The 21,628-nt window shown below is 71.7% G+C and carries 17 protein-coding genes; 10 read left to right on the top strand and 7 right to left on the bottom strand.

Annotated elements, in window-relative coordinates:
* Nucleotides 1-64: 64 nt before the first annotated feature.
* Nucleotides 65-1,591, bottom strand: a complete 1,527-nt coding sequence (locus BKA14_RS02760) for a CBM96 family carbohydrate-binding protein (protein WP_184949362.1) — start codon at nucleotides 1,589-1,591, stop codon at nucleotides 65-67.
* A 162-nt stretch (nucleotides 1,592-1,753) separates the two neighbouring features.
* On the opposite strand from BKA14_RS02760, the gene BKA14_RS02755 reads away from it, so the two are divergent.
* Nucleotides 1,754-2,932, top strand: a complete 1,179-nt coding sequence (locus tag BKA14_RS02755) for a dipeptidase (RefSeq protein ID WP_184949361.1) — start codon at nucleotides 1,754-1,756, stop codon at nucleotides 2,930-2,932.
* On the opposite strand, the gene BKA14_RS02750 is transcribed toward BKA14_RS02755, so the two are convergent.
* Both BKA14_RS02750 and BKA14_RS02745 read right to left on the bottom strand, forming a co-directional pair.
* Nucleotides 2,929-3,594, bottom strand: a complete 666-nt coding sequence (locus BKA14_RS02750) for a response regulator (protein ID WP_203722352.1) — start codon at nucleotides 3,592-3,594, stop codon at nucleotides 2,929-2,931. The genes BKA14_RS02755 and BKA14_RS02750 overlap by 4 nt on opposite strands.
* The gene (locus tag BKA14_RS02745) at nucleotides 3,582-4,811 is read right to left on the bottom strand and encodes a histidine kinase (protein ID WP_239092929.1); all 1,230 of its coding nucleotides are present in this window, start codon (nucleotides 4,809-4,811) and stop codon (nucleotides 3,582-3,584) included. Before BKA14_RS02745 ends, BKA14_RS02750 begins: the two co-directional genes overlap by 13 nt.
* Nucleotides 4,812-4,941: 130 nt before the next feature.
* Here BKA14_RS02745 and BKA14_RS02740 point away from each other — a divergent pair, with 130 nt between their 5' ends.
* Genes BKA14_RS02740 through BKA14_RS02725 form a run of 4 tightly spaced genes read left to right on the top strand, consistent with a single transcriptional unit; the run spans nucleotide 4,942 to nucleotide 9,029 of the window.
* A complete protein-coding gene (locus BKA14_RS02740; protein WP_184949359.1) occupies nucleotides 4,942-5,841 on the top strand; it encodes an ABC transporter ATP-binding protein in 900 nt (299 codons plus the stop codon).
* Nucleotides 5,838-6,620, top strand: coding sequence for an ABC transporter permease (locus tag BKA14_RS02735; protein WP_184949358.1), 783 nt, complete (start codon nucleotides 5,838-5,840; stop codon nucleotides 6,618-6,620). The genes BKA14_RS02740 and BKA14_RS02735 overlap by 4 nt, the downstream gene beginning before the upstream one ends.
* Before the next feature lie 37 nt (nucleotides 6,621-6,657).
* Nucleotides 6,658-6,924 (top strand): hypothetical protein, encoded by a 267-nt coding sequence (locus tag BKA14_RS02730; protein WP_184949357.1) that lies wholly within the window; start codon nucleotides 6,658-6,660, stop codon nucleotides 6,922-6,924.
* A gap of 38 nt (nucleotides 6,925-6,962) precedes the next feature.
* Nucleotides 6,963-9,029, top strand: coding sequence for a M6 family metallopeptidase (locus BKA14_RS02725; protein WP_184949356.1), 2,067 nt, complete (start codon nucleotides 6,963-6,965; stop codon nucleotides 9,027-9,029).
* On the opposite strand, the gene BKA14_RS02720 is transcribed toward BKA14_RS02725, so the two are convergent.
* On the bottom strand, nucleotides 9,011-9,706 hold the full coding sequence (locus BKA14_RS02720; RefSeq protein WP_184949355.1) for a cyclase family protein: 696 nt from the start codon (nucleotides 9,704-9,706) through the stop codon (nucleotides 9,011-9,013). The two genes, BKA14_RS02725 and BKA14_RS02720, sit on opposite strands and share 19 nt — an antisense overlap.
* 57 nt (nucleotides 9,707-9,763) lie before the next feature.
* On the opposite strand from BKA14_RS02720, the gene BKA14_RS02715 reads away from it, so the two are divergent.
* Together BKA14_RS02715 and BKA14_RS02710 are read left to right on the top strand one after the other, a co-directional pair.
* Nucleotides 9,764-10,420 carry a MerR family transcriptional regulator gene (locus tag BKA14_RS02715; protein ID WP_184949354.1) on the top strand — a complete coding sequence of 219 codons (657 nt, stop codon included), beginning with the start codon at nucleotides 9,764-9,766 and terminating at the stop codon, nucleotides 10,418-10,420.
* Nucleotides 10,417-12,900: a VIT domain-containing protein gene (locus tag BKA14_RS02710; RefSeq protein ID WP_184949353.1), complete on the top strand. Its 2,484-nt coding sequence runs from the start codon at nucleotides 10,417-10,419 to the stop codon at nucleotides 12,898-12,900. The genes BKA14_RS02715 and BKA14_RS02710 overlap by 4 nt, the downstream gene beginning before the upstream one ends.
* A gap of 52 nt (nucleotides 12,901-12,952) precedes the next feature.
* Here the strand turns inward: BKA14_RS02710 and BKA14_RS02705 are convergent, their stop codons facing one another.
* On the bottom strand, nucleotides 12,953-14,746 hold the full coding sequence (locus BKA14_RS02705; RefSeq protein WP_184949352.1) for an alpha/beta fold hydrolase: 1,794 nt from the start codon (nucleotides 14,744-14,746) through the stop codon (nucleotides 12,953-12,955).
* A gap of 266 nt (nucleotides 14,747-15,012) precedes the next feature.
* On the opposite strand from BKA14_RS02705, the gene BKA14_RS02700 reads away from it, so the two are divergent.
* Complete coding sequence (locus tag BKA14_RS02700) at nucleotides 15,013-15,993, top strand: ricin-type beta-trefoil lectin domain protein (protein ID WP_184949351.1); 981 nt, start codon at nucleotides 15,013-15,015, stop codon at nucleotides 15,991-15,993.
* A gap of 472 nt (nucleotides 15,994-16,465) precedes the next feature.
* On the opposite strand, the gene BKA14_RS02695 is transcribed toward BKA14_RS02700, so the two are convergent.
* Both BKA14_RS02695 and BKA14_RS02690 read right to left on the bottom strand, forming a co-directional pair.
* The gene (locus BKA14_RS02695) at nucleotides 16,466-18,136 is read right to left on the bottom strand and encodes an FAD-binding dehydrogenase (RefSeq protein ID WP_184949350.1); all 1,671 of its coding nucleotides are present in this window, start codon (nucleotides 18,134-18,136) and stop codon (nucleotides 16,466-16,468) included.
* 330 nt (nucleotides 18,137-18,466) lie between these two features.
* Nucleotides 18,467-19,057, bottom strand: coding sequence for a TetR/AcrR family transcriptional regulator (locus BKA14_RS02690; protein ID WP_184949349.1), 591 nt, complete (start codon nucleotides 19,055-19,057; stop codon nucleotides 18,467-18,469).
* Between the two features lie 134 nt (nucleotides 19,058-19,191).
* Between BKA14_RS02690 and BKA14_RS43080 the strand changes: the two genes are divergently transcribed.
* Entirely contained in the window at nucleotides 19,192-20,280 is a 1,089-nt protein-coding gene (locus tag BKA14_RS43080) for an SDR family oxidoreductase (protein WP_203722347.1), read from the top strand.
* 142 nt (nucleotides 20,281-20,422) lie between these two features.
* Entirely contained in the window at nucleotides 20,423-21,625 is a 1,203-nt protein-coding gene (locus BKA14_RS02680) for an alginate lyase family protein (protein WP_184949348.1), read from the top strand.
* Nucleotides 21,626-21,628 lie beyond the last annotated feature (3 nt).

The raw sequence follows: 21,628 nt of genomic DNA, 5'->3' as shown, positions 1-21,628 counted from the left end.
ACGAAGATGAACAACTGGTGCTCAAGGCAACTGGAACATCGGACGAAGCATCAGGTAACAGGCGTCAGCCCAGCTTGACCTTGAAGATCGGGTCGGCGGCCAGCTTCTTGAACGCGGCCAGCGCGGCCGGGGTGCTGTCGATGCTGATGTCGCGGTCGCCCTCGTCGTCGTGCTTGGTGTCGAAGTACACGATCGCCTTGATGCCCGGACGCTTGGCCAGCTCGGGCAGGACGCTGTGGTAGACCGCCGACTTGTCGTGGATCTTGCCGACGCGGTGGTAGGCGCCCCACTCGGCGACCATCAGCGGCTTGGCGGCGTGCTGGGTGGTCGACCACTCGTAGAAGCCGAGGCCACCGCCGGTCGGCGCGCGGTCGAGCAGGTCGTTGAACTTGCCGGCGTGGTAGTAGCCGGGCTCGACGCTCACGTAGGAGTCGAGGCCCATCCAGTCGACGACGTCGTCACCGGGGTACAGGTCCTTCCACCACGACTGGGCCATCCACTTCTCGTTACCCATGTACGCCATCACGTTGACGACATTGGTCACGCCCTGGGCGCGCAGGCGCAGGATCGTGTGGCGGTACATCGCGGCGAAGTCCTTGGCCTCCATGCCCGAGCCGGCCCTGGCCACGACGTCGTTCTCGGGCTCGTGGTTCAGAACCAGGAAGAACTTCTTCCCGTACGCCTTGGCGCGCGCGGCGAAGGCGTCGATGCGCTTGTCCTGCTGGCCCTGGGCCACCTTGGCCCACGACGAGCCGTACGCGATCTTCCAGTTGGTCAGCAGCACCCGGGGGCTGGCGGCGTCGCTCGTCATGGCGATCTCGGCCTTGGTGGGGAAGGTCTCGTCACCCTTGTGGTAGGTGTGGAAGATCGTGGAGGTCCGGCCGCTGAGCTTCTCCCAGTCCTTGAGGGCCTGGTCGCGCGGCGCGGTCGTGAAACCGCCGGCCGCGGCGCCCCAGAGCACGCCACAGGAGGGCACCAGCTTCGCGTCGGTCACACAGTCACCGGCGGGCTTGGGCGTCGACACCACTGGCGGCGACACGTCGGTGTCGGTCTTGACCTCGAGCACCGGGGCGCCCGTCTTGGCCTCGGCCGACTGGAACCGCACGGCCGCACCCGTCGAGGACAGGGCGAAGGCGTACGTGCCGGGACCCTTGACGACCTTGCCCAGGTCGAACGACAGGGTCGCGCCGGGCACGGCGCTGCCCAGCACCGAGCCGAGCGCCGGGGCGGTGGCCGCGGTGAGCTTGCCCTCGGCCCAGGTGGTGTTCGCGACCTGGCGGATGGCGACCGTGCTGGCCGAGGCGGCCTGCGTGGTCAGGACGAGGCGCGCGCCGGCGACCTTGGTGCCCGCCGGGACGGCGAACTTGAGGAACGAGGTCTTCGTCTCCTTGCCGGCGACCCCGGCCACCAGCTTGGTCTCCGCGCCGAAGGCGACACCCGTACGGGCGCTCGAGACGTACGCGTCGTCACCCGCGGCAAGCTTCAGGGTGGTCCCCGCGGCGGCCTGGGCCGGACCCGCAGCCGCGACACCGGCGGCACCGGCGATGACGGCGGTCATGACCGAGTACTTCTTCAGCTTGGAACGACGCATTGTGAATCTCCCCCGCTCTGTCCGGCTGTTGTCAGCCGGGCATGGGAAAGAGATTCCGGCACGCCCGGTGCGCGTCCGGTGCCCGTCGCGGTGCGGTCGGGTTGCGGGGGTCGTTTTCCTCAAGTCTTGCTTTTCGGTGCTTGCGCGGGGTAGCCAGACAGGATGGAACTGATCATCGACGGGCACAACGACCTGCCCATGCAGCTGCGCGGACGCTTCGGGTATCGGGTCGAAGGGCTGGACGAGCCGCGGCCCGAGCTGCAGACCGACATTCCCCGGCTGCGCGCGGGCGGTGTCGGTGGGCAGTTCTGGTCGGTCTACGTGCCGGGCGACCTGAGCGAGCCCGAGGCCGTGGTCGCGACGATGGAGCAGATCGACGCCGTTTACCGGATGGCCGCGGCCTACCCCGGCGACTTCGCGATCGCGTACAGCGCGGATCACGTCGAGCAGGCCATGGCCGACGGGAAGATCGCCTCGCTGATCGGGATCGAGGGCGGGCACAGCCTGGCCACCTCGCTCGGCGTGCTGCGGGCATTCGCGCGGCTGGGCGTGCGCTATGTGACGCTGACGCACAACGAGAACCTGTCCTGGGCCGATTCCGCCGTACGGGAATCCCAGGTCGGCGGGCTCAACGACGAAGGACGAGCCGTCGTACGGGAGATGCAGCGGATCGGTGTGCTGGTGGACCTGTCGCACGTGGCGCCGGTGACGATGCACGCCGCGCTGGACACGGCGGTCGCCCCGGTCATCTTCAGTCACTCCGGCGTGCGGGCCTTGCACGACCACCCGCGCAACGTGCCCGACGACGTGCTGACCCGGCTGCGCGACAACGGCGGCGTCATTCAGCTGACGTTCGTCGCGCCGTTCGTGTCGGCCGAGTCGCGGGCGTGGATGGCCGCGGCCGACGAACAATGGCAGCGGCTCGGACCGCCGGCGCGCCCGGCCGAATGGCCGCGGGCGCCGCGCCCCGGCGAGGACCCGGCCACGCTGCCGGAGTGGCCGGGCCCGGACCGGCTGGTGGAACCGGAGTTCGCGTCGTGGCTGGCCGCCAATCCGCGCCCGCCGGTGACCGTCGCGCAGGTGGCCGACCAGGTGGAGCACGCCCGCGACGTGGCCGGGGTGGACCACATCGGCCTGGGCGGCGACTACGACGGCACACCCGAGCTGCCCGACGGCATGGGCGACGTGTCGAGCTACCCGCTTCTGCTCACCGAGCTCGCCGGGCGCGGCTGGCCGGACGACGACCTGGGCAAACTGGCCGGGCGCAACATCCTGCGGGTCCTGCGCGAATCCGAGCGCCGGGCCGAGGAGCCGCTCTGGCCGCCGGTGCCGGCCCGCTAGACCAGCCCGGCGTCGTGGACCAGGATCGCGACCTGCACACGGTTGTTGAGTTCGAGCTTGATCAGCAGCCGGGAGACGTGAGCCTTCACGGTGGCGATCGACATGTGCAGGTCGCCCGCGATCTCGGCGTTGGACCGGCCGTGAGCCAGGGCCAGGGCCACGTCGCGCTCACGCTCGCTGAGCCGATCGAGCCGCTCGGTGGCCCGGCTGCGCGAGGGCGGGGCGGGCGCGGCAACGTGCGCGATCAGCTGCCGGGTGACAGTGGGCGACAGCATGGCCTCGCCCACGGACACCCGCCGTACGGCTCGCAGGATCTCCGCCGGAGGCGTGTCCTTGAGCAGAAAACCGCTGGCCCCGGCGCGCAGCGCGCGCAGCACGAACTCGTCGGCGTCGAAGGTGGTCAGCACGATCACCTCGGGCGCGCCGGGGCGGGCCCTGAGTGTCTCGGTGGCGGACAACCCGTCGACACGCGGCATCCGGATGTCCATCAGGACGACGTCGGGTTCGTGCCGCGACACCGCCCCGGGCACCTCGGCGCCGTCGGCCGCCTCACCCACCACCGCGATGTCCGGCGCGGCCGACAGGATCATGCCGAGCCCGGCCCGCACCAGCGCGTCGTCGTCGACGATCAGCACCCGCACCGGATCGTTCACGTCGGCCATGGCAGCCATGCTGTCAGAGCGAACTCGTTCTGCGGCGTGCGGCCGTGGCTCAGCCGCCCACCGGCCAGCGCCGTGCGCTCGGTCAGACCGATCAGGCCGGTGCCCGTGCCCGGGATCGACGTGCCGTTCCCGCCGATCGGCCACGGGTTGCGGACCTCGATCACCAGGCCGTCACCGGCCGAGCCGGCCACGTTGACCCGCACGAGAGCGCCGGGAGCGTGTTTGCGGGCGTTGGTCAGGCCCTCCTGCACGATCCGATAGGCCGTGCGGCCCGTGCCGGCCGGCACCGCCTCGGGTTCGACCGCGACGTCGAGGCTGACCTTGACACCGGCCGAGCGCGACTCCTCGGCCAGCGCGGGCAGCTCCCCCAGCGTCGGCTGCGGCGGCTCGGGCGCGCCCTCGGGCCGGTCGTCGCGCAGCACGCCGATCACCTCGCGCAGATCCTGCAGCGCCTGATGTGCGCTGGCCCGGATGACCCCGGCGGCGTTGGCCACGTCGTCGGGCGCGGCGTCCGGTTTGATCTCGAGGGCGCCCGCGTGCAGGCTCAGCAGCGAGATGCGGTGGGCCAGCACGTCGTGCATCTCGCGGGCGATGCGGTTGCGCTCGGTTGTGCGGGCCTGCGCCACCCGCAGCTGCTGCTCGGCCTCGGCGCGCTCGGCACGATCCCGGTACGACGCGAGCAACTGGCGGCGGGCGCGTACCACCATGCCCCACAAGCAGACGATCACCAGGAAGACGGTGCCCCAGGCGGCTGTCTCCCAATAATTGCGGCCGGTCTCGGGGCGGATGAACGGGAAGACGGCGTTGGTGGCGGTGATGCTGACGAAAAAGATGGCCAGCACCAGGAACTTGCGGTGCACGGCGATGGTGAAGAGCACGATGAGCAGCGTGAAGGCGGCGGCCACAGTGAAGATCGAGATGACCACGCAATAGATCGCCAGCGGGATCAGCAGTCTCGTGCGCCGCCACCACAGCCCGATTGCGGCCACCGTCGCGCAGGCGAAGTCGGTCCAGATCAGCCAGGCGGGGTTGCCGGCCTGCTCGACCAGCAACGTGGGCTCCGGCCGGAGCAGATCGATCGTGCCGTAGACGGTGAAGCCGAACCCCGACAGGAACGCCAGGACGTCGATCAGCCAGTCACGGGTCGACCTGCGACCCGGATCCGGCGCCTCGAGCGCGGACGGCAGCAGCCACCGGTATTCCTGGCTGAACCCCACGCCGGAAACTCTACGGGCGGGCGGCGGACCACGGATACCTACCAAAGTCGGTGCCCGGGGTAGACCAAGGTTCGCGGCGACCGACCTCCGGCCGAAGCGTGGCCCCATCCGGCGGCCGCAGGCTGGATGCATGATCACGGTCGAAAATCTCACGAGAAGGTACGGCGCCCATGCCGCCGTCAACGACGTGTCCTTCACGTGCGAGCCCGGCACGGTGACCGGCTTCCTCGGCCCGAACGGCGCGGGCAAGTCGACCACCATGCGGATGATCTGTGGTCTGTCCACGCCCACGTCCGGGTCGGCCACCGTCCGCGGCGTGCCCTACCGCCGGCTCGGCAACCCCGGCCGCGAGGTGGGCGTGCTGCTCGACGCTTCGGCTCAGCACCCCGGCCGTACGGGGAAAGAGGTCTTGACCCTGGCCGCCCTGACCATGGGCATCGACACCAAGGAGGTGCCGCGCGCGCTCGACCGGGTCGGGCTGAACACGGTCGCGGGCAAGCGGCGCGTGCGGGCCTACTCGCTCGGCATGCGGCAACGGCTCGGCCTGGCCCTGGCCCTGCTGGGCGACCCGGCCGTGCTGATCCTCGACGAGCCGGCCAACGGGCTCGACCCCGAGGGCATCTACTGGATGCGCGGCCTGCTGCGCGACTTCGCCGACCGGGGCGGCTCGGTGCTGCTCTCGTCGCACCTGCTGCGCGAGGTCGAGGCGGTCGCCGACCGGCTGGTGGTCATCGGCGCCGGCAAGGTCGTCGCGCAGGGTGACAAGGCCGAACTGCTGGCCCAGACCGGCACCCTGGTGCGCGCGGCCGACCCCGCCGCGCTGGCGATGGTGCTCGACCGGGCGGGTCTGCACGGCACGCGGACGACCGACGGGGCGGTCGTGGTGCCGACCGGAGCCGAGGTGATCGGGCGGGCCGCCGCCGACGCCGGGCTCGTCCTGCTCGAACTGCGGCCGGCCGGCTCCGGTGGCCTCGAGCAGATGTTCCTCACCCTGACCGCCGGCGATTCCGTCAAGGAGGCTGTCCGATGACCGCCGTTCTGGAAGATCAAGCTCCCTCCGTACGCCCCGAGTCCCGCACGCCCGGCCTCGGCCGGCTGACGACGGTCGAGCTGCGCAAACTGGCCGACACGCGGGCCGGGCTGTGGCTGTTGATCATCATCGCGCTGGCCACGGTGGGCACCTCGGCGATCCTGCTCGGCTGGGCGCCCGACGAGGAACAGAACCTCGAAGGCTTCTTCGGGCTGGCCCTGCTGCCCTCGGCCGTCCTGCTGCCCGTGCTGGGCATCCTGTCGATGACGGCCGAATGGTCGCAACGCACCGCGCTCACCACCTTCACCCTGGTGCCGGCGCGCGAGCGGGTGATCGTGGCCAAGCTGGCGGCCGGGGCGCTGATCGCGATCGTCTCGACCGCGGCCATGATGGTCATCGCGGCGGTGGCCAACCTGCTCGCCGGCGCGCTCGGCGGTGACGGCAGGTGGGACATTCCCGGCTCGCTGATCTGGCAGGGCGCCGCCATGCAGGTCATCTTCGTGCTGATGGGTCTGGCCTTCGGCGCTCTGCTGCTCAACTCGCCCCTGGCCATCGTGCTGTATCTGGCCCTGCCCATGGTCTGGGGCATCCTCGGCGGCACGATCAGGGCGCTGGGCGACGTGTCGCGCTGGCTCGACATCAACACCACGACCACGGCGATGACCGAGGCCGGCATGACCGGTGAGGAGTGGGCGCGGGTCGGCGCCTCGGCCGCGGTCTGGGTGCTGCTGCCGTTGGTGGTGGGCGTCGTGCGGGTGCTGCGCCGCGAGGTGAACTAGGGGTTTGTGCCCGGCCGGGCGAGGGTACGCGCCGCGCATGCCCATCGGCGCCCAACCGCCCGGCCGGCGCGGCACGGTCGAGGAACCGTACAGCCCGCTCAACCTGCGGCTGATCCTGGCCGCGTTCGGGTTCGTCGTCTGCACCGTCCTCGGGATCGTGCTGCTGCGCTCCGGCTGGACGGTGCCGGGCTGGCTGCTGCTGGCCTGGGCCGCGGTGGCCGTGGTCGACATGGTCGTCGTGCAGTTGCGCCGCCGGGCCCGCCGCCGCGCCGAGAGCGGACGGAACCACTCCCTCTTCGAATAGGCACCGGACGCCACCCGCCACAGGTAGCGTCCATTTTCATGAACCGTGACCGGTTTGCTGCTTTTGCCGCCCTCGTGCTTTTCACGGGGATCCCCATTCCGGCCACAGCTCAACCGGCGGAAACCGCCGTCTCCGCGCCCGACACCCGCGAGCTCAGCCACCGGCACTTCACGCTCGACGGGCGGCCACTTCCCACCGACACGAAACCGCGGCCCCAGGCCCGGCGGGCCGCCGGGCCGACCCCCGCGGTCGGGACCGTACGGGAATGGGTCGGCCTCGACGACACCACCGGCGACCTCTATCGCAAGAACTACACGCTCAAGGCGGTCGGCCGGCACATCGAGGTCTGGGTCGCGCAGGATCTCGCCTTCCCGGCCACCGACTGCCGCAAGAACTCGATCGAGGTCACCGACAAGAACATCGCTGACCTGGTCCGCGAGTTCGACGGCACGATCTACCCGAAGGAGACGGCCGTCTTCAGCATCCCGCCCGAACGCAACGGCGCGGCGGCGACGATGGACGGCGACTTCACCGGCGACGGCGACAAGACGGTCACCCTGGTCGACAACATCCGCGACGCCAACTACTTCACCTTCCCCAAGGCGGTCACCTACGTCGCCGGGTTCTTCTCGCGGCAGCTCAACGAACTCTTCGACCGCAACGTCATGACCATCGACGCCTACGACTGGAAGCATCGGCTCGGCGCACGACCGGCCGACGACCCCACCGGTGACTTGTGCACCAGCCGGCCCGCGCGGCCCCGCATGTACGAGGCGACCTTCGCCCACGAGTGGCAGCACCTGCTCACCTATTACACCGACCCCGACGAGAAGACCTGGCTCAACGAGGGGATGGCCGACTTCGCGCAGAGCCTGACCGGCTACGTCGACGGCCACGCCGGGGTGCACGACCCGGGCAACGACACGCACCTGATGTGTTTTCAGGGGTGGGGGCCGGTGCACACGCCCTACAACATCAACCCGCGCGACTGCGGCGGCCCGCAGAACTCGCTGAACCTGTGGGACGAGGGCGCACCGAGCGAGGTGCTGGCCGATTACGGGAACGTCTATCAGTTCATGCTCTATCTGCACGACCGCTTCGGAATCGAGGTGCTGACCATGCTGCACCGCGACGGGATGCGGCAGGGCCTGGCCGCGGTGCAGGCGGCGTTGCCGGTCGGGGTCGCCCTCTACGACGTGCTGCACGACTTCCAGCTGATGACACTGCTCGACGGCGTGGACGGGCCAGTCGCAGGGATCGCCGCCGAGCGGGTGACCGCCGCCTCGCTGCGCTCCTCGATCAACCTGAGCAACCGGACCGCGTACGACATGCCGGGCGCGGCGCCGAACGGAGCCGATTACGTGCCCCTGCCGACGCCGCTCAAGTCGGTCTCGTTCCGGGGCGCGAGCACGCTGGACCCGCTGCCGACGGGCTGGACGATCGCCGGCGGCACCCTCTTCTCCGGCAATGCCGACGACCTCGACTCGTACGCGGTCCGCAAGGTCACGATTCCGGCGGGCGAGCCGGTGCTGTCGCTCGAGACGTCCTACGCGGCCGAGGAACGCTACGACTACGCCTACGTGATGATCTCGATCAACGGCGGGCGCACCTATCACGCCGTGACCGGCGACCGGACCGTGCCCGGGCGGCTCGGGCCCGCCCTGACCGGCGCCAGCAACGGCGTCGTGACGGCGAACTATCCCCTCCGGGCCTACGCGGGCAGAAAGGTGCTGCTCGGCCTGCGTTACGTGACCGACGCGGCCGGCTCCAAGGGCGGCTGGCGGATCGGGACCATCACTCTGGCCGGCCGCAAGCTCAGCGACGGCACCTCGCTGGCCGGCTGGGCCGCCCCGACCGCCCTGCGGCGAACCCCCGTCCACGCCTGGCACGTGCGCCTGGCCGGCTTGGCCCCGGGCCGGGCCGAGGTCGTCCCGTTGTCGCAGGTCGAACGCTTGGCCGCCTATCCGCGGGTGGTGGCGATCGTCTCGCACGACGAGCCCACCGAGTCCGAGAAGCGCTACGCCCCCTACCGCCTGATCGCCAACGGCACCCTGCAGCCCGGCGGGTCCTCCGCCCCCGCGCCGGATCACGGCAGCAAGCCGTAGATCAGGGCCGGAGAGCCTGAGCCGGCCCGGTTGATCTGGCCGCCGCAGAGGATGTGGGCCCCCGTCTCGGGCAGCGCCTCGAGATTCGCGAGGATCTCCAGGCTGATGCGGTGACGCTGGTAGATCAAGTGCGACACCGTGTACGTGGCGTCGGCGCCCACGTCGGGACTGAACGCGTCGGTGCCGGTGCCGCCGCGGTGGCCGACGCGGCCCGTGTCGATCAGCCAGCGCGCGGTCTCGACGGCGAAGCCGGGATGGTGGGGCGCGCCGTCCGCACCGGCGTTGGTGAACTCGGCCGTGCCCCACTTCGCGTCCCAGCCCGTCCAAATGACCACCATGGACTCGTCGGGGATGCGCCCGTGCGTCCTTTCCCAGGCCTCGACGTCGGCGATCGTCACGGCGTAATCGGGGTCGCGGACGCACTTCTCCCGCACGTCGAGCTTGACCGCCCGCAGATGCAGGTCGGCGAGGTCGAGCTCGTCGGCCAAGGGCTGGCCCGGATTGAAGTGGCCGGGAGCGCCCCAGTGGGTGCCCGTGTGCTCACCCTGGCGGACGAGACGCAGGTAATAGCCGTCCTGCTCGATCGTGGCGACGGTCTCCAGCTCGAAGGGCGGGTCGCCCGGATAGACGTTTGTGGTCGCCGGGTCGTGCACGTGGGAGAGGCTCACGAGTCGCATGCCGCAGCACCTTACTCTCATTGACAGTGTCATGGTGACAGTGTCATAGTCGTCAGCATGTGGACGCTGGACGAGTTGGTAGAACGGGTACGTGAAGCCCTCGAGGCCGAATACCCGGGCGCGCCGAACGGACGCGTTCGCGACGTGCCCGACCGCCGGGCCATCCGGTGGTATTCGACGATCGGCCTGGTCGACAAGCCGCTCGGCATGCGCGGCCGCACAGCCCTTTACGGCCCGCGCCACCTGCAACAACTGGTCGCCGTCAAGCGGCGGCAGGCCGAGGGTCTCACCCTCGCCCAGATCCAGGCCGAGCTGACCGCCGTCTCCCCGGCCCGGCTGACCGAGATCGCCCACGTCCCGCCCGGCCTGATGGTCACGATCGACGAGAACACATTCGGGCATCACGCTCAGCGGTCCCGCTTCTGGGCCGACCACCCCGCCGAGGCCGCCGCGCCGCCGGCCGACCTCCCGCTGCCCGCCCACTCCCCGGCCGACCTCCCGCTGCCCGCCCACTCGCCGCCCGTCCGTTCCGTCGCGGCGAGCCAGGCCTTCACCGGCCTGGCGCTCGGCGGTGGCGTGCTGCTGCTCGTTCCCGCCGCTGTCTCCGATGCCGACCGCGACGCCGTCGCCGAGGCCGCCGCGCCCCTGCTCGACCTGCTCACCGCCCGAGGCCTGATCACCGCCGACGGCACGACCGATGGGAGTCCGTCATGACCTTTTCCGTCACCCCGATGGCGCCGGGGGAGATCAGCCGCATCCGGATTCTCCCCGACGCCGGCTTCGGCATGCTGCGCACCGACCGCGGTGCCCTGCCGCTCGACCGGCTCGACGTGCGGGCCCGCATCAGCGGCCTGGTCGCGCACACGGTCGTGACCACCGAGTTCGTCAACGTGCACGACGACGCGCTCGAGGCGACCTACGTCTTTCCGCTGCCGGACCGGGCCGCCGTCACCGGCATGACGATGACGTGCGACGACCGCGTGGTCACCGCCGAACTGCAGGAGCGCGGCGCGGCCCGCCAGGCGTACGACCAGGCGATCGCCTCCGGCCGGCGGGCCTCGATCGCCGAGGAGGAGCGACCCGACGTGTTCACGATGCGGGTCGGCAACATCGTGCCCGGCGAGCGCGTCACCGTCGAGCTGAGCCTGGTCGGGCCGTTGCCGTTCTCCGACGGCGAAGCCACGTTCCGGTTCCCGCTCGTGGTGGCCCCGCGCTACATCCCGGGCACGCCCCTGCCCGGCCGGTCGGTGGGTGACGGCTACGCGCCCGACACCGACGCCGTGCCCGACGCCTCGCGCATCACTCCCCCGGTGCTGTTGCCGGGTTTCCCCAACCCGTTGCGGCTGGGCGTCTCCGTCGAGATCGACCCGGCCGGGCTCGAGCTGGGCGAGGTGCGGTCGAGCCTGCACACGGTGGTCGACCGCGACGGCGTGCTGACGATCGGCCCCGGCGAGCGCGCCAACCGCGACTTCATCCTGCGCCTGCCCTATGCCGGAGGCGGTCAGACCGCGATCGCCGTGCCCGACGAGTCCGCCGAGGAGCCCGAGGGCGTCTTCCAGCTGGTGGTGCTGCCGCCCGCCGACGCCACGCCGGCCCGCCCGAAAGACGTGGTGCTGCTGCTCGACCGTTCGGGCAGCATGGGTGGCTGGAAGATGGTGGCCGCCCGCCGGGCCGCGGCCCGGGTGGTCGACACCCTGACCGCCGCCGACCGTTTCGCCGTGCTCACCTTCGACCACCAGGTCGACCGGCCCGGCGACCTGCCGGCCGGGCTGGCCGAGGCGACCGACCGGCACCGTTTCCGCGCGGTCGAGCACCTGGCCAAGGCAGGCGCCCGCGGCGGCACCGAGCTGCTCACCCCACTGCGCCAAGGGCTTGAGCTGCTGCGCGCGAGCGAGGGCCGCGACCGGGTGCTCGTGCTGGTCACCGACGGCCAGGTCGGCAACGAGGATCAGATCGTCCGCGACGTCACGCCGCTGATCGGCACGACCCGCATCCACACGATCGGGATCGATCGCGCGGTCAACGCCGGGTTCCTGGGGCGGCTGGCCGCGCTCGGGGCCGGGCGGGCCGAGCTGGTCGAGAGCGAGGACCGTCTCGACGAGGCGATGGAGCACATCCACCGGCGCATCGGCGCCCCGGTCGTCACCGGCCTGCGGGTCACGGCGACGGGCCTGACCCTGGTCGACGACGACACGTCGCCGGCCCGGCTCCCCGGCCTCTATCCGGGGGTCCCGCTGGTGGTGAGTGGCCGCTTCACCGGCCGGCCGGCCGGCGAACTGGTGGTCACCGGGCGCACGCGCGACGACCGGGAGTTCCGCACGACGGTGGCGGTGCAGGAACGTCGCGAGGCGGCGGTCGAGGCCCAGTGGGCGCGGGCACGGCTGCGCGATCTCGAAGACGCGTACGCGGCGGGCGACCTCGGTCTCGAGCAGCGCATCGTGGCGACGTCGCTGCGATACGGAGTGCTGTGCCGGTTCACCGCGTTCGTGGCGGTGGACAACCGGGTGGTCAACGAGGGCGGCGAGACCCGCCGGGTGACCCAGCCGGTCGAGTTCCCCGACGGCTGGGAGTCCATGGACGACAGTGCGGCGCTCCGCGTCATGCCCATGTCGGCCGGGGCGGCCGCGCCGATGCCGGCTCCGGCGCCGTCCAGGCCGGCCCGCTTCGCCCCGGCCACCCTGGAGTCGATGGCCGCGCCGGCCGAGTCCGGTTCGGCCGGCTTCGGCGGGGGCGGAGGCGTGGTGCCCGGGAGCCCGGGCGGTGCCGGCGGCTTCCGAACGGGCCGTGCCGCCGCCCGCCCGGCGATGATGCGGGCCAAGGCCCAGCCGTCGTTCGGAAGTGCTCTCAGCATCGACGAGGTACGGGCCCTGGCGGCCACCGAGGCCCAGCGGCTGCGCGATGCCGGCGAGCTGCCCGACTGGGAGCGCCGCGACCTGCTCGACGACCTCGCGAGCCGGCTTGACGTGCTGGTGGCAGGGCTCGACGATCCCGATTTCGCCCCGCTCAAGGACCTGGTCGCCAAGCTGCGCTCCGACACCGGCACGGCCGAGAAGTGGGCGGCGGCCACCGAGATCCTGACCACGTTCGCGGGCACATCAGGCCCGTCGGAGTCCGCGGCCGAGCCGGGGGCCGCCGAGAGTGCTCCCGCCCCGTCCGAGCCGGCTCCGGAGCGCAAATCGTTCTGGAAACGCTGAACACAGGCCGCCGCCTCGCCCACCGGCGATCGGTGAGCGGGCGGCGGGCACCTCAGCGGACGGGCGGGAGAACCTTCGGGCTGTTCTCGGCCGGCAGGCCGTGGGCGGCGATCTCGGCCGGGCCGGCGGTGTTGAGGTCGAAGGCGTCCTCGGTGGTCTCGTCCGGGTCGTCGCTCAGCTTCGTCCGGAAGGGCTGAACGTCACCGACGCAGGTCTTGCCCTTGGCGGGCAGGGTCCGCGTGAGCAGGTAGCGATCCATGGCGCCGGTCACGCAGGCCGACGTGCCGTAGGCGGTGTGGCCCCAGTTGGCGCTCGACAGGAGGCGGCTGTGCGGGATCAGGCGGGACGACTTGACCGCGTCGACGTAGTTGGTCGCCGGATCCCAGTAACTGCCGACCACGAGGACAGGGTTCTTGGTGCGGCGGTTGAAGGGCCCGGTGTAGGCGTCCTCGTCGCGGACGGTCCACGAGTCGCGGGCGCAGGCCGCGCTGGCCCACACCCAGGCGCGGCCGAAGTAGGGGGCGCGCTTGTCGGCCTTGGCGCCTGCCTTGACCCAGGTGGTGCCGTGCGCGGGGTGCCGGCCGTCGGTGCACATGACCGCGGTGTAGGCGTCGAACGAGTTGTCGTACGGGAAGGCCCGACCGATCGACTTCCGGTGCGCGCGGAGCACGACGCCGGCCTCGGTGCCTGTCGTCTTCGCGCCGGGTGTGGTCAGCCGCCACAACGCGGCCGCCATCTCGGTCACCTCGGCGCCCGCCTCCACGTCGTAGAGCGAGCTCAGCGCCATGCTCACGAATGCGGCGTAGGTGATCTTCTGGCCGCCCACGGCCAGCGGCCTGGCCTGGAGACGGTCCGCGATGATCCGGAAGCGGCGCAGCGCCTGCCCCGAGAATTCGCACTTGTCCGCGCCGGCCGCGTTGCAGCGCCGCATGATCTCCTGCAGCGCCTTCCACGCGCCGTCGGCCGAACGCAACCGGTCGTCCTGCACCTGCCCGGCCGTGCGGCCGCTGCCGACCCACGCGCGGGGGTCGATCACGCCGTCGACGGCGATCGCGCGAAAGCGGTCCGGGAACATGTTCGCGTAGTACTGCCCGAGCGCGGTGCCGTAACTGAAGCCCAGGTAGCTGAGCTTGCTGTCGCCGACCGCCCGGCGCATGACGTCCATGTCGCGCGCGACCTCGGCCGTCGACATCGCACCGGCGAGTTCGCGTCCGGTGGTCGAGCAGGCCCGGCCCTGCTTGGCGGCCGCTTTCAGGAAAGCCTTCTCGGCCTTGCCCCCGTACGGGAAACCGGTGTTGAGCGTGGCCAGGACGGGCTGCTGGCGACCGGGTCCGGTGAAACAGGTGACGGGGTCGCTGAAGCCGATGCCGCGCGGATCCATGCCGACGATGTCGAAGCGCTCGAGCAGCGGGTCGCTCATGAAGTACGGCGAGGCCAGCGCGAGCGCGACACTCGAACCGCCGGGGCCGCCCGGGTTCACGAAGAGGCTGCCGATCTTGTGCTTCTGGTCGCGGGCTTTGACACGCAGCAGGGCCAGGGTGACCTTGCGGCCGGAGGGACGGTCGTAGTCGAGCGGCACCTGCGCGGTCGTGCACTGCGCCCACGTGTAGCAGGAATACCAGCGCAGCTTGGGGGTCGCCACGGAGTCGACGCGCCGGCGCTCCACGGCGGAGGTCCGCGCGGTCCGCGCCAGAGCCGAAACCTCGGCCGTGCCATCCGCAGCGGCGGCAGTGCTGTCCGGGGCGGCGGCAGTGCTGTCCGGGGCGGCCGCGGCCGGGGCGACCAGCGCACCGGCCATGACCAGGCCCGCGACACCTGCGGCGAGCAGGCGGGAGGGAAGCGACATGGGGACCCTTCTGATCAGCCGGTGCCCGTGTCGCGCCCGGATGAGCAGAAAATAGGGGCGCTGAGGATCAGGCCGGTGCGCCGCCGGGGAGCAGCGACGTTGCTGCTCGATCAACTGTCGCCAAGCCGACTCAATGGCATGGATCACTGCCCGGACGACCACATCGGGCGGAAAGTCGGATGTTCACGGGGAGGCGGATTCACGATCATCGCGGGTATGTTGGACCGCCGATCGTCTTGTGCAGACTCGATGGCGGCGGGTGAAGCGTGACGGACGGTAACCAGAACGGCGAGCGGGATCCGTTGCTCGTGCGTCCGTTCGTGCTGCGCGACTCCGGCGCGCTCGACCACGACGAGTCCGCTCAGACCTGGCCGGCGGCGCCGGTCCGGCCGGAGCCGGGCGGTGACGACGCGCCCACGGCGATCCTGCATCTTCCGTTCAAGCGCCGGCACACCGGTGACAAGCCCGCACCCGGCAACCACCGGAGGCGGCTGCTGGTCCTGACGTCGGTCGCCGCCGTCGTGGTGCTGGGGGCCGCCGCGGCCGGTTACGCGGCGCTGCGCCACGAAGACGTCCGGCCGTCGGTCGCCACCGAGCCCGGAGCCGAGATTCCCGCCGCGAAGGCCCCGCTGCCCACGAGCGCCACGGTCTCGCCATCGCTCTCCGGCACGTCGGCCGACCGGCCGGGCCGCACCGGGAGCACGGCCGGCGCCGCCGCGTCGTCCGCCTCGGCCTCCACGAGCGCGGGAGCCTCCGCACCCGGGGGGTCACCCGCCGTGACCAGCCCGACCCCGATCTCGCTGAACCCGACGTCACCGGGCGGGGAGAAGACCGCCCCGACCGGCGGCCCGCAGCTCGTCGCGCCCGACCCGCCCCAGGCCGACCGCACCGGCGTGATCCGCGGCCAGAACGGCCAGTGCCTCGACCTGAACGGCGCCGTCGCGGTCGACGGCAACTTCGTGCAGACGTACGAATGCAACAACTCGGTGGCCCAGACGTGGACGCTGGCCACCGACGGCACCCTGCGCGTGATGGGCAAGTGCGCCCTGCTGGTCGGCGGCGGCGCGGTCGAGGTCGTCACGTGCGACGGCCGCACCCCGGCCCAGTGGCGCGTCTCCGGCCAGCGCCTGCTCAACGCCGTCAGCAACGACTGCCTGACCGACCCGGCGGGCGGCCGCAAGTCGGGCAGCCGCGTCGTCATCACCGACTGCACCGGTTCCGCCAACCAGCGCTGGTCCCTCCCGTAACGCCCGCGGCGAAACCCGCGCTCCCGCGCCGCCACGATCCGCGGCCGGCAAGCGCCAGCCGTCGGCCTTCCGACCAGGGCGGGCCGACCACGGCGGGCCGACCACGGTGGGCCGACCACGGCGGGCCGACCACGGTGGGCCGACTTCGGGCGGATCCCGGCGGGCTGACCGCGGCGCCTTGACTTCGGCGCGCCGACCGCGGCGGACCGGCATCAGGTTGACCGCGGCGGTCCACCGCGACGGGCCGGCTGCGGGCAGGGAGGTGGGTCAGGGTGCGAGCGGGTCGCAGCATGCGGGACTGACAGCGCGCGTTCATAGGGCTCGGGCCAGGATGCCGACCGGTCAACGGCTCGGGTCAAGGCCCCGGCCGCGTCAGAACGTGCGGATCAATGGGCGGGCGCGGGCGGGCGATCAGCGGGCGGGCGCCGGGCCGGCGATCGGTTCGGATTGCGGCCCGGCGCGGCGGCCGCGGTCAGAGGGTGCGGGCCAGGTGGCGGCCGGCGTTGCGGCCGCTGTAGAGGCAGCCGCCGAGGAACGTGCCCTCCAGAGCGTTGTAGCCGTGCACGCCGCCGCCGCCGAAGCCGGCTACCTCACCTGCGGCGTACAGGCCCGGGATGGGGGTGCCGTCGCTTTGCAGGGCGCGCGAATCCAGGTCGGTTTGGACGCCGCCCAGGGTTTTGCGGGTCAGGATGTGCAGCTTGACGCCGATCAGCGGGCCCGCGGCCGGGTCGAGGATGCGGTGCGGGGTGGCGGTGCGGCCGATCCGGTCGCCCAGATAGCGGCGCGAATTGCGGATTCCCTGCACCTGGGCGTCCTTCGCATACGGGTTGGCCATCTGGCGGTCGCGCGCCTCGATCTGGGTGCGGATCCGGGCCACGTCCAGTAACGGCTGGTCGGTCAGTTTGTTCATCCCGGCTACCAGGTCCTCCAGGGTGGAGGCGACCACGAAGTCGGCGCCTTTGCGCTTGAAAGCTTCTACGGGGGCGGGGGCGCCCTTGCCGAGCAGCCGCTCTTTGACGAAGGCCCGCTTGTCGCCCGAGGTGATGTCGGGGTTCTGCTCGGAGCCGGAAAGCGCGAACTCCTTCTCGATGATCCGCTGCGTGAGAATGAACCAGGAGTGGTCGTACTCGGCGATGTCCGGCGTCACCCGCAGGTGTTGCAGCGTGCTCATCGTGTCGTAACCGGGCAGGCAGGGCGCGGGCAGGCGGCGTCCGAGGGCGTCGAACCACATCGACGACGGCGCGGGCAGGATGCGGATGCCGTGGCCGGGCCAGATCGGATTCCAGTTCTGGATGCCCTCGGTGTAATGCCACATGCGGTCCCGGTTGACGAGCCTCGCTCCCGCGCTCGCCGTGATGTCCAGCATGCGGCCGTCCACGTACGCGGGAACGCCGGTGATCATCGTGCGGGGCGGCGTGCCCAGCCGGTCGGGCCAGAATTCGCGGACCAGTTCGTGGTTGCCGCCGATGCCCCCGGAGGCGACCACCACTGCCTGCGCGGTGAGACTGAAGTCGCCGGCCTCGTCGCGATTGGAGGGCTCACCGCGGGCGTCGCCGGAGGGCGCCAAGACCTTTCCCCGTACGCCGGTGACCGCGCCGTTCTCCACGATGAGCTCGTCGACCCGGTGGCGGTAGTGGAACGTCACCAGCCCGCGGGCCGCGGCCTCCTCGATCGACCGGACGAACGGCGCGACCACACCCGTGCCGGTCCCCCAGGTGACGTGGAAACGCGGCACCGAATTGCCGTGCCCGTCGGCGCGCAGACTGCCGCGTTCGGCCCAGCCCACGGTCGGCAGCCACGAGAGGCCGAGCGACGACAGCCAGGCCCGCTTCTCGCCGGACGCGAACTCGACATACGACCGGGCCCACTGGTAGCCCCACGAGTCCTGGTCGTCGAGCCGGTCGAAGCCCGCGCTGCCCTGCCAGTCGCTCCAGGCCAGGTCGAACGAGTCGGCCACACGCATGCGGCGCTGCTCGGGTGTGTCGACGAGGAACAGTCCGCCGAAGGACCAATACGCCTGCCCGCCGAGGTTGGCCGCGTTCTCCTGGTCGACGAGCGCGACCCGCTTGCCGGCCGAGGTGAGTTCGTGAGCGGCGGCGAGGCCGGCGAGCCCGCCCCCAACAACGATGACGTCTGCGTCCATGGTCCGGCAGGGTACCGGAGATTCCGAGGAAGTTTCAGATTCGCCGGGCGGGCGTCAACTCGGCTGGCGGCTGCGGGCGGGGTGGCCGCGGTACAGCGGGGACGGCGACGCGGGGGCGGCGGCGGTGCGGCGGGCGGCGGCGGCGCGGGGCGGCGGCGGCGCGGGGCGGCGGCGCGGGCGGCGGCTGCAGTGTGGCGGGCGGCGGCACGCGGGCGGCGGCTGCGCGGGCGGCGGCTGCAGTGTGGCGGGCGGCGGCACGCGGGCGGCGGCTGCGGTGCGGCGGGCGGCGGCTGCGCGGGCGGCGGCTGCGCGGGCGGCGGGCGGCGGCTATCAGGTGGACGGCAGACCCGCGGGCGTCGGCTCGGTGAGCAGAACGCGCTGGAGGCGGAAGGCCTCACGCATGTGGTCGATCAGCGCCCCGTCGTCGGGATCGGTTGTCCAGGCGGCGAAGGCGACCTTGAAGGCGGCCACCCCCGATTCGGCGGCCACCGCGGCGGACGGGGCGGTGACGCCCCGGTCGCGCAGCACTTGGGCCAGCGCTTCGGCCACGCGGTGGAGTTTGGCCAGCTCGCGTTCCTGCAGCGGCGGGTTGGCGTCGATGATGTCCTGGCGCTGGCGCGAGAACGCCACCTCGGGGAAGTACGTCGCGGCGGCGTGCTCGAAGGCAGCCGCCACCGCCCCGGCCGGGCCGGCGGTTTCGAGCGCCGCCGCGGTCGTCTCGACCAGCAGCTGCTGGAGGCGGTCGGAGCCGGCGAAGAGGACTTCGCGCTTGTCGGTGAAGTGCCGGAAGAACGTGCGTTCGGTGAGCCCGGCGCGCTCGGCGATCTCGGCGACTGTCGTGTTCTCGAAGCCCCGGGACGAGTAGAGGTCGAGCGCCGCCTGCCGAAGGCGGGCCTGCCCGTTCGGTTCCCAGCGTCCCATGACGTCATCCTATCCAACGTCAGTCTCTGACATCACAGCGTGCACGTGATGACAGGGGCTGACATCCGCGGCTACGGTAATGACAGCGACTGACATCGCCGCCGGGTGCGGCATCGAAAGAGAGAAGGACTGTCATGCGCGTATTCGTCACCGGAGCGTCGGGGTGGATCGGGTCGGCCGTGGTGCCCGAGCTGATCCGGCACGGGCACTCCGTGGTGGGACTGGCCCGGTCGGACGCCGCGGCGGAGCGGGTCGCCGCGGCGGGAGCGGAGGTGCTGCGGGGTGACCTGGACACGCTCGACGTGATCCGGGAGGGGGCCACCGGCACTGACGCAACCATTCACCTGGCCTTCGTGCACGACTTCGGCAACTTCGCCGAGTCGCTGCGCAAGGACCGGGCCGCCATCGACGTGATCGGGCAGGCCCTCGAGGGGTCGGGGCGGGCGTTCGCGATCGCCTCGGGAACCCTCGGCATCCTGCCGCCCGGACAGGTGGCCACCGAGCGGGACCGGCCCGAGCCGGGCGCCGGCCACCCTCGTCAGCAATCCGCGGCCGCGGCGCTCGCGTTCGCCGAGCGGGACGTGCGGCCGATCGTCGTGCGGCTGGCGCCCTCCGTGCACGGAACCGGCGACTACGGGTTCGTGCCGACGCTCGTGAACGTGGCCCGCGAGCGCAAACTGGCCGGCTACGTCGGCGACGGCTCCAACCGATGGACGGCCGTGCACCGGGACGACGCGGCGACCCTGTTCCGCCTGGCGATCGAGAAGGCACCGACGATCGGCGCGGCAACACCCGACGGGGCAGCGCCGGGCGGGACAGCGCCGGGCGGGACAGCGCCGGGCGGGACAGCGCCGGGCGGGACAGCGCCGGGCGGGACAGCGACCGGCGGAAACCCGGCGGGCGGGGCAGCGACGGCCGCGAGGGCGGCAGCCGGGACAGCCGCGGCGACGCCGGGTGAGACGGTGGCGGCCGGGAAGACCGCGGGACTTGTGCTCCACGCAGTCGCCGAGGAGGCGGTCACGGGCCGGGCGATCGCGGAGGCCATCGGGCGCGGGCTGGGCGTGCCCACCGGCCCGGCCGCCCCGGAGGACTTCGGGTGGATCGGGCCCATGTTCGCGATGGACAACCCGGCGTCCAGCACGATCACGCGTGAGCTGCTCGGCTGGAGCCCGGCCGGACCCGCTCTCATCGACGATCTTGAGTCTGGCCACTACTTCAACTAAGCCCGGAATAAAGAGAGCGCTCTCTTGTGCCGGAACTTTTAAGAGGGACTTAAGTACGTCGATCTGTGCTTGACCGGGATCTCCCGGGATGGGAACTGTTAACTCACTTTCCGGTTCCCCACCCCCACCCGGGAGATCCCCCATGCACAAACGCGCCCTGTTGGCGGCGTTCACGGCATTGGTCGCGGCGGCCGCCACGTTCGGCGTCCGCCTGACCGCCGACGCCGCCGAATCCGAAGCGGTCGGACAGGCAGCCGCCCCCGCCACCTTCGCCCACCCGGGCGTCCTGGTCAGCCGGGCCCAGCTCGACTTCGTCAAGGGCAAGGTCAGCGCAGGCGCCCAGCCCTGGGCCGCGGCCTACACCCAGATGGTCAGCAGCCGGTACGCGTCCTTGAGCCGTACGCCCAAGCCGCGCGCCACTGTCGAGTGCGGCTCCTACTCGAACCCGAACAACGGCTGCACCGACGAGCGTGAGGACGCCCTCGCGGCCTACACCGACGCGCTCATCTGGTACATCGGCGGCAACCCGGCGTACGCGCAGAAGTCGATCGCCCTCATGGACGCGTGGTCGGCCACCGTCAAGGCGCACACCAACAGCAACGCCCCGCTGCAGACGGGCTGGGCCGGCTCGGTGTGGCCGCGCGCCGCCGAGATCATCAAGTACACGTATTCCGGCTGGCCCAACCAGGCCCGGTTCGCCACCATGCTGCGCACCGTCTACCTGCCCACGGTGATCGGCGGCAGCAGCAGCAACGGCAACTGGGAACTGTCGATGATGGAGGCCGCGGCCGGCATCTCCGTCTTCCTCGACGACCGGGCGAGCTACGACCGGGCGATCACCCGCTTCAAGGCCCGCACCGCCGCGTACGTCTACGTGACGGCCGACGGCAGCCAGCCGAAGTATCCCCCCGTCGGCAGCGTCGACACCCGGGCCGAGCTGATCAGCTACTGGCAGGGGCAGAGCACGTTCGTGGACGGCCTGAGCCAGGAGACGTGCCGCGATTTCGTGCACACCGGGTACGGCCTGAGCGCGATCAGCCACGTCGCCGAGACCACCCGGATCCAGGGCGAGGACCTGTGGCCCGAGGTGAGTGACCGGATGCGGCACGCGCTCGGTTTCCACACCAAGTTCGAGAACGGCACGGCCGTGCCCGCGAACATCTGCGGCGGCTCCGTGGTCAAGGGCCTCGGGCCGGTGACCGAGGTGGCTTACAACGCCCTCGCGAACCGGCTCGGCATCGCCATGAGCAACAGCAAGACGTACACCGAAGCGCGCCGCCCGCAGGGCACGAACAACCTGTTCGTGGCCTGGGAGACGCTCACCCACGCGAACAACCCGGCCTGAGGA

The organism is Paractinoplanes abujensis, from assembly GCF_014204895.1.
Lineage (GTDB): Bacteria > Actinomycetota > Actinomycetes > Mycobacteriales > Micromonosporaceae > Actinoplanes > Actinoplanes abujensis.
This window is presented reverse-complemented; position numbering and strand designations above follow the sequence as displayed.